This is a genomic window from Paractinoplanes tereljensis, from assembly GCF_016862435.1.
GTDB lineage: Bacteria > Actinomycetota > Actinomycetes > Mycobacteriales > Micromonosporaceae > Actinoplanes > Actinoplanes tereljensis.
This window is the reverse complement of the sequence record NZ_BOMY01000073.1, coordinates 1-13,716: the sequence shown is the minus strand read 5'-3', so window position 1 is coordinate 13,716 and position 13,716 is coordinate 1. Positions and strand designations below refer to the sequence as shown.

Here is a 13,716-nt window from a genome sequence, read left to right as displayed (position 1 = left end):
TGTTGTATTGCCCTCGGGGCTTCGTCCAACCCGCGAAACACTACACGGTTATTCACCGCGACTATTTCTCGGGGTTGCCTCCAGGACGGCCGCTCCGGCTGCCCGAAGGCTTCCGTTCGCTCGCCCGTCTCCCTGGCGACTTGGAGAACATTACAGCGTGTTTCCCGCGGCGCCAAATCGGCCCCCACCCTTTCGCCAGGATTCCAACTCAAGAGTGAGCCCATCCAGGTAAAACCCCAGCGCAACGGCGTAAGCCGACCCCGACATGGACCGCCCGAGCGCCTCCGCGGAGGCCGCGATGTGCGGATGCGTGTCCGCCGGTAACCCTGCGTAGACATCGGCCCACGCTGCGACATCGCCGGCCGATGAAGCGGCGGCATCGAGCATCGCGTAGCCGAGAGTCAGGTCGATGAACGCGTGATAACACCGGGCGGCGGCCTCGTCGGGGAAGCCGGCACCACGCAGAATGCCCACCCCGATCTCCACCGCCCGGATCTCGTGGACCCGCCCGGTCACCCGGGCCGCGGTCAGTACGGCGGTGCGCGGCCGGGCGAGACAGCCCGTGTAGATCCGCCGGCCCATCAAAGCCAGCGACTCCCGCCAGTCCTCCCCCGGTGCGAATCCGTCCAGGGCCTTGCCGATCAACTCGTCCGCGACCGCGAGCACCAGGTCGTCGGTGCTGCGGAAGTAGCGGTACAGCGCGGTCGGGTCGGCCCCCAGCGCGGCCCCGAGCCGCCGGACACTGAGGCCGTCGCCCCCGTGCAGGTCGATCAGCCGGATAGCGGTAGCCACGATCAGCTCGTAGCTCAGGACCGTGCCCGAGCGGGTAGGTCGGCGTCGCCGCTGCGCGGCCAGGCGATCAGCAGCCATCGCGGTAGCTTATGTCAACAGCCTTGACCATCCGCGACACGCGATGATTCGGTTAGCGCCACCCCAGGCCACCCCCGGAACGGAGTTGACACCATGCACGCAGACCTCGTCTTTCACGGTGGAGCGGTGTTCTCCGACGGTGCGGTAAGCAGCGACTCGGTGGCCGTGCAGGCCGGGCGGATCGTCGGCGTCGGCGACGTGCGGGATCTGGTCGGTCCGGAGACCGACCTGGTCGATCTCAACGGGCGGCTGCTGCTGCCCGGCTTCCAGGACGCGCACATCCACGCGGTGATGGGCGGGGTCGAGCTGGGCCAGTGCGACCTGACCGGCACCACCGACCTGGCCGAGTACCAGCGCCGGATCGGCGACTTCGCGGCCGCCAACCCGGACGCCGAGTGGATCGTCGGCGGTGGCTGGGCGATGGAGAGCTTCGAGGGCGGCGTGCCGCGTAGGGAGCAGCTGGATCAGGTCGTCAAGGACCGTCCGGTCTACCTGCTCAACCGGGATCACCACGCGGCCTGGGTGAACAGCCGCGCGCTGGAGCTGGCCGGCATCACCCGGGACACCCCCGACCCGGCCAGCGGGCGGATCGACCGGGACGAGCACGGCGAACCGATCGGCGCGCTGCAGGAGGGCGCGATGGACCTCATCCACGTGCCCGCGACGACGGCCGACGAGCGTTACGCCGGGCTGATGCGAGCTCAGCAGCTGCTGCACGCGTTCGGCATCACGGCCTGGCAGGACGCCATGGTCTGCGCGACGAACGGCTACGACGACATCTCCGACGCGTACCTGAAGGCGGCGGAAACCGGATCGCTCACCGCGACCGTCGTCGGGGCCCTGTGGTGGGACCGCGAGGGCGGCGCCGAGCAGATCGCCGAGCTGGAGGCCAAGCGGTCCAGGTTCACCGTCGGGCGGCTGCGCTGCGACTCGGTGAAGATGATGCTGGACGGGATCGCCGAGAACTTCACGGCCGCGATGACCGAGCCCTACCGCGACTCGTGCGGGTGTGTGACGGCGAACCGCGGGTTGTCCTTCATCGACCCGGAACAGCTCCCGGCGTACGTCAGTGAGTTGGATTTGAAGGGTTTTCAGCCGCACTTCCACGCCCTGGGTGACCAGGCCGTTCGCAATGCTCTGGACGCCGTCGAGGCGGCCCGGCGGGCCAACGGCTCGAGTGACAACCGGCCGCACCTGGCCCACCTGCAGGTGGTGCATCCGCAGGACGTACCGCGTTTCGAACAACTCGGCGCGACCGCGAACATGCAGCCCTATTGGGCGTCGCACGAGCCACAGATGGACGAGCTGACCATCCCGTTCCTCGATCCGGCGCTGGCCGGTTGGCAGTACCCGTTCGGTGACCTGGCCCGGGCCGGTGCGCGGCTGGCCGGCGGCAGTGACTGGCCGGTGAGCACGCCGGATCCGCTGCAGGGCATCCACGTGGCGGTGAACCGGGCCCATCACGGCGAGGACTACGCGGGCTTCCTTCCCGAGCAGGCGCTCACGCTGGCGGCGGCGCTCACGGCGTACACGCAGGGGTCGGCCTATGTGAATCGCCTGGATGACACCGGCAGTGTTCGCCCGGGTTTCCGGGCGGACCTGGTTGTTCTCGACCGTGACATCTTCGCGGCGCCGGCCGCGGAGATCGGCGACGCGAAGGTCGCGCTGACGTTCGTCGACGGTAAGGCGGTTTACGAGGGCTGAGGCCAGGTGACGCCGGTTTCGCGCTGGTAGGCGGCGACCGCGTCGTCGATCGTCGGAAAGAAGTGGGCCGGGTCGATGACGCGGGTCAGCTGGTAGCGGTCGACCTTCTCGTGGACCGGCGTCTTCATCCCGGCGAAGACCAGCGAGATGCCGGCGGCGTTGAGTTCGCGGTCGAGTTCCTCCAGGACGTCGGCCGCGGTGGTGTCGACGTCGGTGATCGGCTCGGCCGCGATGACGATCCATTTGAGGTCCGGCACGTCGCGGGCGAAGGCGCGCAGGCGTTCGCGGAAGACCCGCACGTTCGCGAAGATCAGCGGCGCGTCGAACCGGAACAGCACGAGCCCCGGCAGGAGCAGGGCGGACGGATGCACGCGGGTGTCGTGGAAGCCGTTCACGCCGTCGGCCCGGCCGAGAACCGCCTGGTAGGGCCACCAGACCCGGCGGAAGACATTGAGCACCGACAGGATGACCGCGACCCCCATGCCGGGCAGGACGCCGAGCACGGCAACGCCGAGGAACGCCGCGACGGCCAGCCAGAACTCGACCCGCCGGCGCCGCCACAGCGACGCCATCGCCGGCAGGTCGGCCAGCGACAACGCGGCCGCGATCACCACGGCCGCGAGGGTCGGTTGCGGCAGGTTTTTCAACAGGCCCGGAGCAAACAGCAGGAGTACGCCGATGGCGATCGCGCCGACCACGCCGGTGAGCTGGGTGCGGGCGCCGGACTGCTGGGCGACCGCGGTGCGCGACCCGCTGGTGCTGACCGGGAAGCCGGAGAAGAACGAGGCCGCGACGTTGGCCGCGCCGATTCCGATCATCTCCTGGTTGCCGCGCACCTCCTGGCCGGTGCGGGCGGCGAACGCCGAGGCGGTGGAGATGGTGTCGGTCAGCGAGACCACGGTGATGCCGAACGCCCCCACCGCGAGCAGGCCGAGATCTTCCAGCGAGGCGGACGGCAGTTCCGGCGTCGGCAGCCCGTGCGGCAGCGGCCCGACCACCCGCACGGCCAGGTCGAACACCGACACCGCGAGGGTCGACAGCACCACCGCGATCAGCACGCCGGGCACCTTCGGCGCCAGCCGGCGCAGTACCACGATCACCACGAGCCCGAACACGCCGATCGCCATCGCGGTCGGCGCCACCTGCCCGTCGGCGATGCCCCGGACGAGGTCGGCGGCCCCGGCCAGCAGCCCGTCGCCGTCGGCCGAGAAGCCGAGCAGCTTCGGCAGCTGACCGATCAGGATCGTCAGGGCGATGCCGTTGAGGTACCCGACCTGGGTCGGATGCGACAGCAGGTCGGCGAGGAAGCCGAGCTTGGCGAAGCCGGCCACGAGCAGCAGCACGCCGACCATCAGCGCCAGGGTGGCGGCCAGCCCGACCGATTCCTCGGCGGTCGCGCCGGCGCCGATCGCGCCGACCAGCACGGTCGCGATCATCGGCCCGAGCGAGGAGTCCGGCCCCAGCACCAGCACCCGGGACGGCCCGTAGACCGCGTAGGCGAGCAGGCAGACCATCGAGGTGTAGAGGCCGGTGATCGGCGGCAGCCCGGCCAGCTCGGCGTAGGCCATCCCCTGCGGCACCAGCAGCGTGGTCAGCACGATCCCGGCGACGAGGTCGCGCGGCAGCCAGGCCGGTTTGTAGGTGCGCACCGCCTGCACACCCGGCACCCACCGGCTCAACTCCACCGCCCCAACTTACTGGCGCCGGCCCTCAGCGAATCCCCCGCACCGAACGATTCAGCGCGCTTCTCTCGCCAAGACCGGCGTCTTCTCCGTGCGTGGCCGCGCTCTCCGGGCCGCCGCACGCTTGGCGTGAATTCCGCGCCTTCTTCGATACGGCGTCGGGGTTCCACAGAAATACCGGGTCCCCTGTTTTATCGCGTCAGCGGTGGGGCGCGCTGCGGGATCTCGGAGCGCCCGGACCAGGACGGGCCGAGACAGGCGGCCGGGTGAGGGCTTCACCCTCAATGCGCTGCCGCGGCACGCAGACGGCGGCATCCGGCGACGGCGTTCCGGCCTTCGGCCGGGCCAGCGCCGGGCCGGCCGACCTCGCGGCCGGCTCAACCCGACTGACTTCCCGGTCAGCCCGGCCGGCTCCCTGGTCTGTCGGCGCCGCGGCGATCGCCGGCGGTGGGGCCGGCTTGGGCTGCGCCTTGGTCGTGGAAGCCCGCGGGCTGGGGATGGGCGCCTGCTTGGCGGGGGCGAAAGCCTGGGTGACCAGGGCGGCCAGGGGTGCGCCGGGGACCAGGACGGCTAGCGGGGCGTAGGGCTGGAGGAGGCGGTGGGCCGCCAGGACCGATGCGGGGACTCCCTCGGACGGCAGGGTCGGGGCGGTCAGCGCGGGCACGGTTGGCGCGGGGGCGAGGACCGGGACCGGGGTCGCGGGCGGCTCGGTCGCGGTCTGGCGGGACAGCGGGGTGACCACGGCCAGGACCAGGCCCAGCAGGGTTACCGCGGCGATGGCGTCGAGCCAGTAGTGGTTGCCGGTTACCACCACCACCAGCAGGGTGGTGATCGGGTGGGCCAGCCACAGCCAGCGCCACCGGGAGCGCGACGCGGTGATCAGGGCGATCGCCACCGCCAGGGCCCAGCCGACGTGCAGGGACGGCATGGCGGCGTACTGGTTGCTCAGCGTGTCGGTGGTGGGTGAGCCGTAGACCGACGGGCCGAAGAGCTTGCCGGTGTCGACCAGGCCGGTGGCGGCCACCATTCGCCCGGGCGCGAGCGGGAACAGCGCGTGGGTCACCAGGGCCAGCGCGGTGAGCGAGACCAGGGTGCGCCGGAACCACAGGTAGATCGCCGGCCGACGCAGGTACAACCAGATCAGAGTGGCCGCGGTGGCCGGAAAATGGACGTACGCGTAGAAGCAATTCGCGGCCCGGACCAGCCAGGTGTGCTGCAGCGCGGCCGCCTGCAGGGCGGCCTCGCTGGGCAGGTGGATGAGGCGTTCGAAGTCCCACACGCTCTGGGCGTTGGTGAAGGCCTCGCTGACGTGCCCCTCGACCAGCAGCCGGCCCAGCTTGTAGGCCAGGAACAGCACGGCGACCAGGGCGATCTCACGGAGAGCTCGCCGGGCCGCCACTACCCGCAGACGATCCATCTGGCACCTCCGCGACGGGGACCGATAGCGCCCCTGCCGCGGTCCGACTTCCAGCATCAGCCCGAATTTGCCCAACGAGCAAACTTCCGGCCTGAGAACTGGGTCACCCTCTCAGCCCACGCACAGTTACTTCACCGCGATGGGATTGATCGGGGAGCCGACCGCGCCGGTGATCGGCAGCGGGGCGGCGGTCAGCCAGAAGTCGTAGACACCGTCGGCGGCGCAGTCGGCGGCCAGGGCGTCCGGGTCCCACATCTCGCCGAGAAACAGGCCGATGTGTGGGATCGCGACCTGGTGCAGCGGCTGGAAGGCGTCGTCGAACTCGTTCGGGCGCACCTCGAAACCCCAGGTGTCGGTGGCGATCGCGGCGATCTCGCTGGTGTGCAGCCAGTCGGCGGTGGTGAAGGACAGGCCGGGGGCCGGGCCGCCGGCGTAGTCGCCCCAGCCCTCGCGCCGGGTCCGGGCCAGCTGCCCGGTGCGGACCAGCACGATGTCGCCCGGCCCGACGGCCGACGACGGCCCCTGCCGGTCAATCGTGGCGGTCAAATGCGAAGTGGTGATGGCGAAGCCGTCCGGCAGCTCGCCGTCGGTACCGAAGGCCCGGCCCACGTCGAGCAGCACGCCGCGGCCGGCGATCACGTCGGCGACCGTCTCGATGCCGGTGACGCGGTCGCCCAGGCTGGTCACCGTCTCGGCGGCGAGCCGGCCGTTCCAGGCGTACCCGTGGTCGAAGATGTGGCCGAGGCCGTCCCACTGGGTCGAGCACTGCAACGGCATGGCGATGACGTCGTCGGCGCCGCCGATGCCGTGCGGGAAGCCCTGGATGCCGGCCGCCGCGTCGGTGCCGGTGTCGAGCATGGTGTGCACCGGGTTGGTGCGGCGCCGCCAGCCCTTCTGCGGCCCGTCCATGTCGAAGGACTGGGCGAGGGAGAAGGAAACCCCGCGACGGATCAGCCGGGCGGCTTCCACCCGCTTGGTGTCGGTCAGGAAATTCATGGTGCCGCGTACGTCCTCGGCACCCCAGCGTCCCCAGTTGGAGCAGCGTTTCGCGGCCGCGGCGATGGCGCCGGCCGGATCGGTGCGGTCGATCATGAAAGCGTCCCGGCGATCCAGTCGGCGATGAACACGCTGACGTACGGCAGGTGGTCGAGCCCGATGTGCTCGGCCCCACCCTCGGCCGGGGTGAAGACCCGCAGCTCACGCCGAGGGCTGTTGATCGCCTGCTGATAAGACCGGTGCGCATAACGAAGGGGGATCTGCCGGTCGTTCTCGCCGTGCGCGATCAGGAACGGCACGGTGATCTGCTCGACAACTCCGTCCAGGTGCACCTGCGCGGCCTTCTTGATGAAGGTGTCGAGGTCGGTCTCGCCCCACACCCACATCACGTGGTCCCAGTAGTGCGGTACCGGGTTCTCCCCCTCCCGTTCCAGCCGGCGCAGCTGCACCTCACCCCAGTTGTGGTTGGCGCCCCACGCCACGCACAGGGCGAGCCGTTTCTCGAACGCCGCGGCCCGGGGTGCGTAGTAGCCGCCGAGCGACCAGCCGACCAGCCCGATCCGGGCGGCGTCCACGTCACCGCGGGCGAGCAGGTAGTCGACGCAGGCGGCGGCCCAGTCCTCGCTCTCGACCCGGGCGGTGAGCCCGCCGAACCGCAGTGCCTCGCCGCTGCCGGGGCAGTCGACCATCAGCGTCGAGATGCCGCGGGCGGCCAGTTCGTGCGGGAAGCTGGAGACGTACATGTGCTCCTTGGTGGAGTCCAGCCCGTTGAACATGATCACGCAGGGTGCGCCGGGCCCGGCCGACTTGAAGTACGCCGGCAGCGTGGTCCCCTCGAACGGCACCGCGACCCGGATGGTGTCCGGGTCGAGGTTGTCGAAGGTCTTCTGCATCAGGTCGAGGCAGCGCTGGTAGATGGCCCGGCGGCCGGGGTCGTGAGCGCTCTGCATCCGCTCGGCCTGGGTCAGGTAGTTGGTGGCCCGGAAGTAGAGCTGCCCGGCGGTCCTCCTGCTGGGGGCGGCCGCCGCCTGCGCCTCGAGGTCGTCCACCACCGCGGTGAACGACGCCATCAGCTGCTTGGTGCCGACGTCGGAACCCTGGGCGGCCAGGTCGCGGATCGGGCGGCAGGCCCGGTCCACCTCGTCGATCAGGCCGCCGCTGTTCAGCGCGGCCACCACGCTGAGGTTCCAGACGTAGTTGCCGGGAAAGTACTCGAACATCAGGGCCTGCCTTTCGGAGGACGTGCGGGCGGAACGGGTTCGCTGGGTGGCGCCGAGGTGATCCGGTTGGTGAGGTGGCCGATGCCCTGCACGGTGAGGGTGACGACGTCGCCGTCCCGCAGCGGTGGCGGTTCCTGTCTGCCGGTGCGGCCCCACAGTTCGGCCAGGCAGCCGCCGTTGCCGACGGTGCCGGAACCGAGCACGTCACCGGCGACGACCCGGCTGTCCCGGGCGGCGTGGCCGAGCATGGTCTCGAACGTCCAGCCCATGTTGGACAGCAGATCCCGCCCGACCTCGACCCCGTTGACCTCGGCCGTGCACAACAGTTCCAGAAAGCCGTCGGCATCCTTGTAGAGGTCCAGCTCGTCGGCGGTGACTATCCACGGGCCGAGGCTGCCGGCGAAGTCCTTGCCCTTGGCCGGGCCCAGGTTGACCTGCATCTCGCGGCTCTGCAGGTCGCGCGCCGACCAGTCGTTGAAGATCGTGTACCCGAAGATCCTGGACGACGGCCCGACGATCGCGGCGACCTCCAGTTCGAAGTCGCGGGCCACCGACGCGGCCGGAAAAGCGATGTCGACGTCCGGGCCGAGCAGCGTGTGCGGGTTCGTGAAATAGAAGGTCGGGGCGTCGTACCAGGCGTCGGGCACCCCGCCGCGACCGTCGACGCTACGGCGTACCCCCTCGACATGCTCTTCGAAAGCGACGAAGTCGCGGAGCGAGGCAGGCTGCAGCGGCGCAAGCAATCGCACTTCCGCGAGGGGTACGCCGGCCAGGGTTTCCACCGACGCGGCGTCGCCGAGCTCGACGACCTGACGCGCGGTCAGCCCGTCGGCGAACGGGTGGACCGCGTCGTCGCGCACCACGCCGGAGTGCGTTTCACCCTGGAAAGCCCAGGTGGCGATGCGCATCAGACCGGCGGGGCGACGAAGATGCCGCGGTCGGGGTCGTTGAACGACTGCTTGGCGACGAACTCGTTCATCGGATTCGCGGTGCCCCACTGGTCGGAGACCGCCGGGTCGGAGAAGTCGTAGAGGTGCGGGTGCCAGCTGTCCTCGTCGAGTTCCTCCAGTTCGGTGGTGTACTCGATGGTGTTGCCGTGCGGGTCGAGGAAGTAGGAGAAGGTGTTGTTGCCGGCCAGGTGCCGGCCCGGCCCCCACACCTTCTCGACGCCGCCGCGCAGCAGCCGGCCGGTGCCGCGCATGTATTCGTCGATGCCGCGCATCTCGAACGACGCGTGGTGCAGCGCCACGTGCGGGCCGCGGGCGATGGCCAGGCTGTGATGCCAGCGGTTGGTGCGCAGGAACCACATCATCGACCCCATCCGCGGGTGCATCAGGGTGTCGGACAGCGCGAACCCGAGGTGCTTCTCGTAGAAGGCAACGTTCTGTTCCGGGTTCGGCGAGTTGATCACCACGTGCGAGAGCTTGACCGGGACGGCCTCGCCCTCTTCGAGCTTGCGGTGGGCTCGAACATCAACATCACAGGACACCTCGACCGTACGGCCGTCGCAGTCGAAGAACCGGAAGCCGTACCCGCCGCCCGGGGTCTGCATCTTGCCGGGCTCGCCGACCAGTGGGACGCCGTCGGCGCCGAGCCGCTCGGCGAGGGCGTCCACGTCGGCCGGGGTGGCCGCGCCGAACGCGATCAGGTCGAGCCGCTTCTCGGCGGCCTTCCGGAGCCGCACCGAGTACTGCTCGGGGGAACCGGCCGCGGCCAGGAAGGCGATCCCGCCGTCGGTCACCGTGGGTTCCAGGCCCCACATGGTGGTGTAGAACTCCAGCTGCTTGTCGTAGTCCGGCACGGCCAGGTCGACGTGCCGCAGGTGGGTGATCAGTCGCTCGTTCATGGCAGTCCTCTGGAACGCTCAGGCGGGGTTCATCAGCAGGTGGGAGATGCGGCCCATCAGGCCGGGCACGTCGCCGCGCTCGTGCGCGAGCAGCCATCTACAAAGTTGGAGCGAGCCTTCTACAACTGCTTTCGCGCGCTCGTAACGACGGCCGGTGAACTCCTGCCACAGGTCGTCGCCCAGGGCGGATTCCCGCAGCAGCAGTTCGGCCAGCACCGAGGCGTCCTCGAGGGCCTGGGCGGCGCCCTGGGCCAGGGTGGGCGGGCAGGCGTGCGCGGCGTCGCCGATCAGCACGACCCGGCCGCGGTGCCAGGGCCCGTCGAGCAGGTGACTCTCGAACCAGGTGTAGTTGATCCGGGACGGGTCGGTGAGCGTCGCGCGGATGTCGTCCCACGGCCCGTGATAGGCCTGCGCGAGCCCCCGCATAACGTCGAGGGACTGCTCCGGGGTGAGCGTGCTGCGATCCTGAGCGTCCTCGACCAGGTAGGCGTAGAGCGTGTCCGCCCCGGTCGGGCAGTACCCGGCGATGTAGCTCGGACCGCCGTAGTAAAGGTCGGTGCGGGTCACGCTTTCCGGGCGGGCGGTGAAGGCCCGCCAGATGCCCATGCCGACGTTGGCGGTCTCGAGGGGGATCCCGAGCGTGCGGCGGGTCCAGGAGCGGATGCCGTCGGCCCCGACGACCAGGTCGTAGCGCCCGGCCGTGCCGTCCGCGAAGGTCACCGACACGCCGTCGCCGTCCTGGTCGAGCACCGTGTAGGTGGTGCCGAAACGGACCTTGACGCCGACCGCCTCGGCTCGCGTCAGCATGATCCGGGCCAGGTCGGGCCGGTACATGCCGAGGGTGGCGGGCAGGTCGGCGCCGCCGGTGCGGATGTCGTCGAGCTCGGCGATCAGGGTGCCGTTCGGGTCGGGGGCACGCAGGCCGAGCGTGTCGAAGGCATAGCCCTGCTCGCTCAGCTGCTCCCAGATGCCGAGCCGGCGCAGCACCCGCAGGGCGTTGCCCTGCAGGGTGATTCCCGAGCCCAGGGCGCCGATGTCGGGCTTGATGTCGATGAGATCGACCGAGACGCCGCCCTCGGCCAGCAGGATCGCGACGGCGGCCCCGGCCGCCCCGCCACCGACCACGAGAACATTTCGTACGGCAGGCACGATCATTACCTCCCTGTTGCCGGGATGTGACTGCCACCACTGTCCAGGGGCTTTCGGCCATCAGGAAAGTCCCAACTGCTGATGCCGAGCATCAGGCGTGCTTATACTTCCGGCCGTGACGGTCGACCGGGTGCTCGCCAACCTGGACCTCAACCTGCTGGTCACCCTGGACGCGCTGCTGCGCGAGCGGAACGTGACCCGCTCGGCCGAGGCGCTCGGGGTCAGCCAGCCCGCGGTCAGTGCCGCGCTGGCCCGCCTGCGCCGGCACTTCGGCGATCCGCTGCTGGCCCGCACCGGCAACCGCTACGAGCTGACGCCGCTCGCCGCGCAGTTGCTGGCGCTGACCGGGCCGGCCCTGGCCGGGGTGCGCCGGGTCTTCGACGTGACCCCCGACTTCGACCCGACCACGATCGAACGCGAATTCACGGTGATCACCTCGGACTACGCGGCCACGGAGGTCGGGCCGCTGCTGGCGAGGCGGCTCGGCGAGCTCGCGCCCGGGGCGCGGCTGCGGTTGCAGCAGACCACGCCGTACACCGTGGACCATGCGGCCGACACCCTGCGTACCGCCGATGGTTTGTTCTTGCCCCACGGCTTCCTGACCGATTTCCCCTACCTGGACCTCTACCAGGATCGATGGGTTTGCATCGTGTCCTCGGACAACGAGGTGGTCGGCGACGCCCTCACCCTGGAACATCTGGCGACGCTGCCGTGGGTTGTGCTCTACAACCTGCGCACCGCGTTCGCGCCCGCTGCCCAGCAGTTGCGGCTGCTCGGCATCGAGCCGCGGGTCGAGGTGGTCGCCGACGGTTTCCTGCCGATGCCGTTCCTGGTGGCCGGCACGCGGCGGGTCGCCCTGCTGCAGGAGCGCCTGGCGAAGAGGTTGGCCGCCCCCGCCGGCGTACGCATCCTGCCGTGCCCTTTCGATGTGGTGCCGCTGGCCGAGGCGTTCTGGTGGCACCCGATCTACCGGCACGACCCGGCGCATGCCTGGTTGCGCGGCGTCCTGGAGTCGGTGGGCCGGGAACTATCAGCCCCCGTTATGTCCCCCATAGCCGAAACCCCTCTTCCGGATAGCCCGGCGGCCCCCCGATAGTCCGGTGTGACCCGCGTCTCCACCGCCGAAGGGCCACCCCACCATGTCCTCACCCTCGGATTCCCCACCCATATCGGACCACCCCTCGGACCCCAGCTCAGCCGACGGTTCGGCCGGGCGTCAGGCTGGGCCGGCTCAGTTGGCGCTGCTGCTCGCCGGCAGCTGCCTGGCCGTGCTCGGCGCGGTGCTGATCGCGCCGGTCCTGCCCAAGATGGAGGATCACTTCGCCGGGGTGGCCGGCGCCGACGTGCTGGTGCCGATCGTGCTCACCGTGCCCGCGTTGATCATCGGGCTGACCGCGCCGTTCGCCGGGATCGTGATCGACGCCGTCGATCGCAAACGCCTGCTCATCGTCGCGCTGGTCGTCTACGCGATCGCCGGCACCGCCCCGCTCTACCTGAGCTCACTGGGCCAGATCATCGCGAGCCGCGCGGTGGTAGGCCTGTGCGAGGCGGCCATCATGACCTGCTGCACCACGCTGATCGCCGACTACTGGTCCGGCCCGAAACGCAGCCGCTACCTCGGCCTGCAAACCCTGGCCGCAACCCTCGCGGCCACGGTGTTCCTAGCGCTGGGCGGGGCGCTGGGCGCCGCCGGTTGGCGCACCCCCTTCTGGGTGTACGCCGTAGCACTGCTCCTGGTCGTACCCATGACCAAGCTGTTGTGGCAGCCCGCCACCGGCCCGAGGCCCGCCAAGTTGCCCCCACTCCCCTGGCGGGGCCTGCTGGTCCCCTGCCTGATCACCCTGGTGGGCGGCGTGGTGTTCTACGCGCTGATAGTCCAGCTGTCCTTCGTCCTGGACGACCTGGGCGTCACCTCAAGCGCCGCGATCGGCGGGGTGAGCGCCGCGATGTCCCTGGCCACCGCGGCCGGCTCAGCATCGTTCGCCCGCCTGTCCCGGCAGCGCCCACGAACCCTGCTGCCGATAGCGTTCGGCCTGGCCGCAACGGGCTTGGCAGTGGTCTTCGCCGCCCCGAACGTGCCCCTGGTGACACTCGGCGCCATGATCACCGGTGCCGGCACCGGCCTGCTGCTGCCGGTACTGCTCACCTGGGCCACCAACCGCCTGCGCTTCGACCAGCGAGGCCGGGGCACAGGCTTGTGGACCGGCTTCCTGTTCGTAGGCGAGTTCGCCTCACCCCTGCTGGTAGCCGGCTTCGGCGCAGCCGCAGGCGGCTTGCAGCCGGCGTTGGGCGTGCTGGCCGCAGTAGCCGCAGTCCTGGCCATAGTCACCCTGCTGGTAGTCCCCCAAACCGCACCCCCACTCAACGTGACCACATAGCCACCCCGACCCGGCGCAGGCGCAGCCCGGCGCGACCCGGCCCAGCGCTGCGCAGCTCAGCCCAGCGCGGCGCAGCCCAGCGCGGCGCAGCCCAGCGCGGCGCAGCCCAGCGCGGCGCGGCGCGGCCGGAGTTCCGAGAGCCCGCTCCGTCCGGCCGACATGGAGCCCGCCACGGCTCGCCGTTCCCATCCGTCAACCGCGCGTTCCACCATGCGGGCCACCGGCCAAATGCTGGACTTAGTACCCGAATTCCGGCCAACGCCGTCATGACGGCAACCACCGCCCAGCTAAATCCTCGTATTTCCAGCTCGGCGTGCCCCGTTCGAGCGCCGACGGCTCAAGTATGTGGATTCGCTGCTCGCACCGAGCGGCAAGCCCACAAGATCGGCCCACGGAGCCGCAGCAGCGAGCGACCGGGCGCCAGGTTGTGGATTCGATGCACGCACCGAACGGC

At 70.3% G+C, this 13,716-nt stretch carries 11 protein-coding genes; 3 read left to right on the top strand and 8 right to left on the bottom strand.

Features of this window, described 5'->3' with window-relative positions; translation table 11 throughout:
• Positions 1–150: 150 nt before the first annotated feature.
• Entirely contained in the window at positions 151–870 is a 720-nt protein-coding gene (locus tag Ate02nite_RS48405) for a TetR/AcrR family transcriptional regulator (RefSeq protein ID WP_203814788.1), read from the bottom strand.
• Positions 871–963: 93 nt separating this feature from the next.
• On the opposite strand from Ate02nite_RS48405, the gene Ate02nite_RS48400 reads away from it, so the two are divergent.
• On the top strand, positions 964–2,574 hold the full coding sequence (locus Ate02nite_RS48400; protein ID WP_203814787.1) for an amidohydrolase: 1,611 nt from the start codon (positions 964–966) through the stop codon (positions 2,572–2,574).
• Here Ate02nite_RS48400 and Ate02nite_RS48395 read toward each other — a convergent pair.
• The 7 genes from Ate02nite_RS48395 to Ate02nite_RS48365 all read right to left on the bottom strand — a co-directional run bounded on the left by Ate02nite_RS48395 (position 2,562) and on the right by Ate02nite_RS48365 (position 10,890).
• Positions 2,562–4,259: a SulP family inorganic anion transporter gene (locus Ate02nite_RS48395; RefSeq protein WP_239148258.1), complete on the bottom strand. Its 1,698-nt coding sequence runs from the start codon at positions 4,257–4,259 to the stop codon at positions 2,562–2,564. The two genes, Ate02nite_RS48400 and Ate02nite_RS48395, sit on opposite strands and share 13 nt — an antisense overlap.
• Before the next feature lie 196 nt (positions 4,260–4,455).
• Positions 4,456–5,673 carry a phosphatase PAP2 family protein gene (locus Ate02nite_RS49340; RefSeq protein WP_239148257.1) on the bottom strand — a complete coding sequence of 406 codons (1,218 nt, stop codon included), beginning with the start codon at positions 5,671–5,673 and terminating at the stop codon, positions 4,456–4,458.
• 126 nt (positions 5,674–5,799) lie between these two features.
• On the bottom strand, positions 5,800–6,765 hold the full coding sequence (locus Ate02nite_RS48385) for a cyclase family protein (protein WP_203814786.1): 966 nt from the start codon (positions 6,763–6,765) through the stop codon (positions 5,800–5,802).
• A complete protein-coding gene (locus Ate02nite_RS48380; RefSeq protein ID WP_203814785.1) occupies positions 6,762–7,889 on the bottom strand; it encodes an alpha/beta hydrolase family protein in 1,128 nt (375 codons plus the stop codon). The genes Ate02nite_RS48385 and Ate02nite_RS48380 overlap by 4 nt, the downstream gene beginning before the upstream one ends.
• On the bottom strand, positions 7,889–8,797 hold the full coding sequence (locus Ate02nite_RS48375) for a fumarylacetoacetate hydrolase family protein (protein WP_203814784.1): 909 nt from the start codon (positions 8,795–8,797) through the stop codon (positions 7,889–7,891). The genes Ate02nite_RS48380 and Ate02nite_RS48375 overlap by 1 nt, the downstream gene beginning before the upstream one ends.
• Positions 8,797–9,735, bottom strand: coding sequence for a VOC family protein (locus tag Ate02nite_RS48370; protein ID WP_203814783.1), 939 nt, complete (start codon positions 9,733–9,735; stop codon positions 8,797–8,799). The genes Ate02nite_RS48375 and Ate02nite_RS48370 overlap by 1 nt, the downstream gene beginning before the upstream one ends.
• Positions 9,736–9,753: 18 nt before the next feature.
• Complete coding sequence (locus Ate02nite_RS48365; protein WP_203814782.1) at positions 9,754–10,890, bottom strand: FAD-dependent monooxygenase; 1,137 nt, start codon at positions 10,888–10,890, stop codon at positions 9,754–9,756.
• 109 nt (positions 10,891–10,999) lie between these two features.
• Between Ate02nite_RS48365 and Ate02nite_RS48360 the strand changes: the two genes are divergently transcribed.
• Together Ate02nite_RS48360 and Ate02nite_RS48355 are read left to right on the top strand one after the other, a co-directional pair.
• Positions 11,000–11,980 (top strand): LysR family transcriptional regulator, encoded by a 981-nt coding sequence (locus Ate02nite_RS48360; RefSeq protein WP_203814781.1) that lies wholly within the window; start codon positions 11,000–11,002, stop codon positions 11,978–11,980.
• A 139-nt stretch (positions 11,981–12,119) separates the two neighbouring features.
• Entirely contained in the window at positions 12,120–13,262 is a 1,143-nt protein-coding gene (locus Ate02nite_RS48355; RefSeq protein ID WP_239148256.1) for an MFS transporter, read from the top strand.
• Positions 13,263–13,716 lie beyond the last annotated feature (454 nt).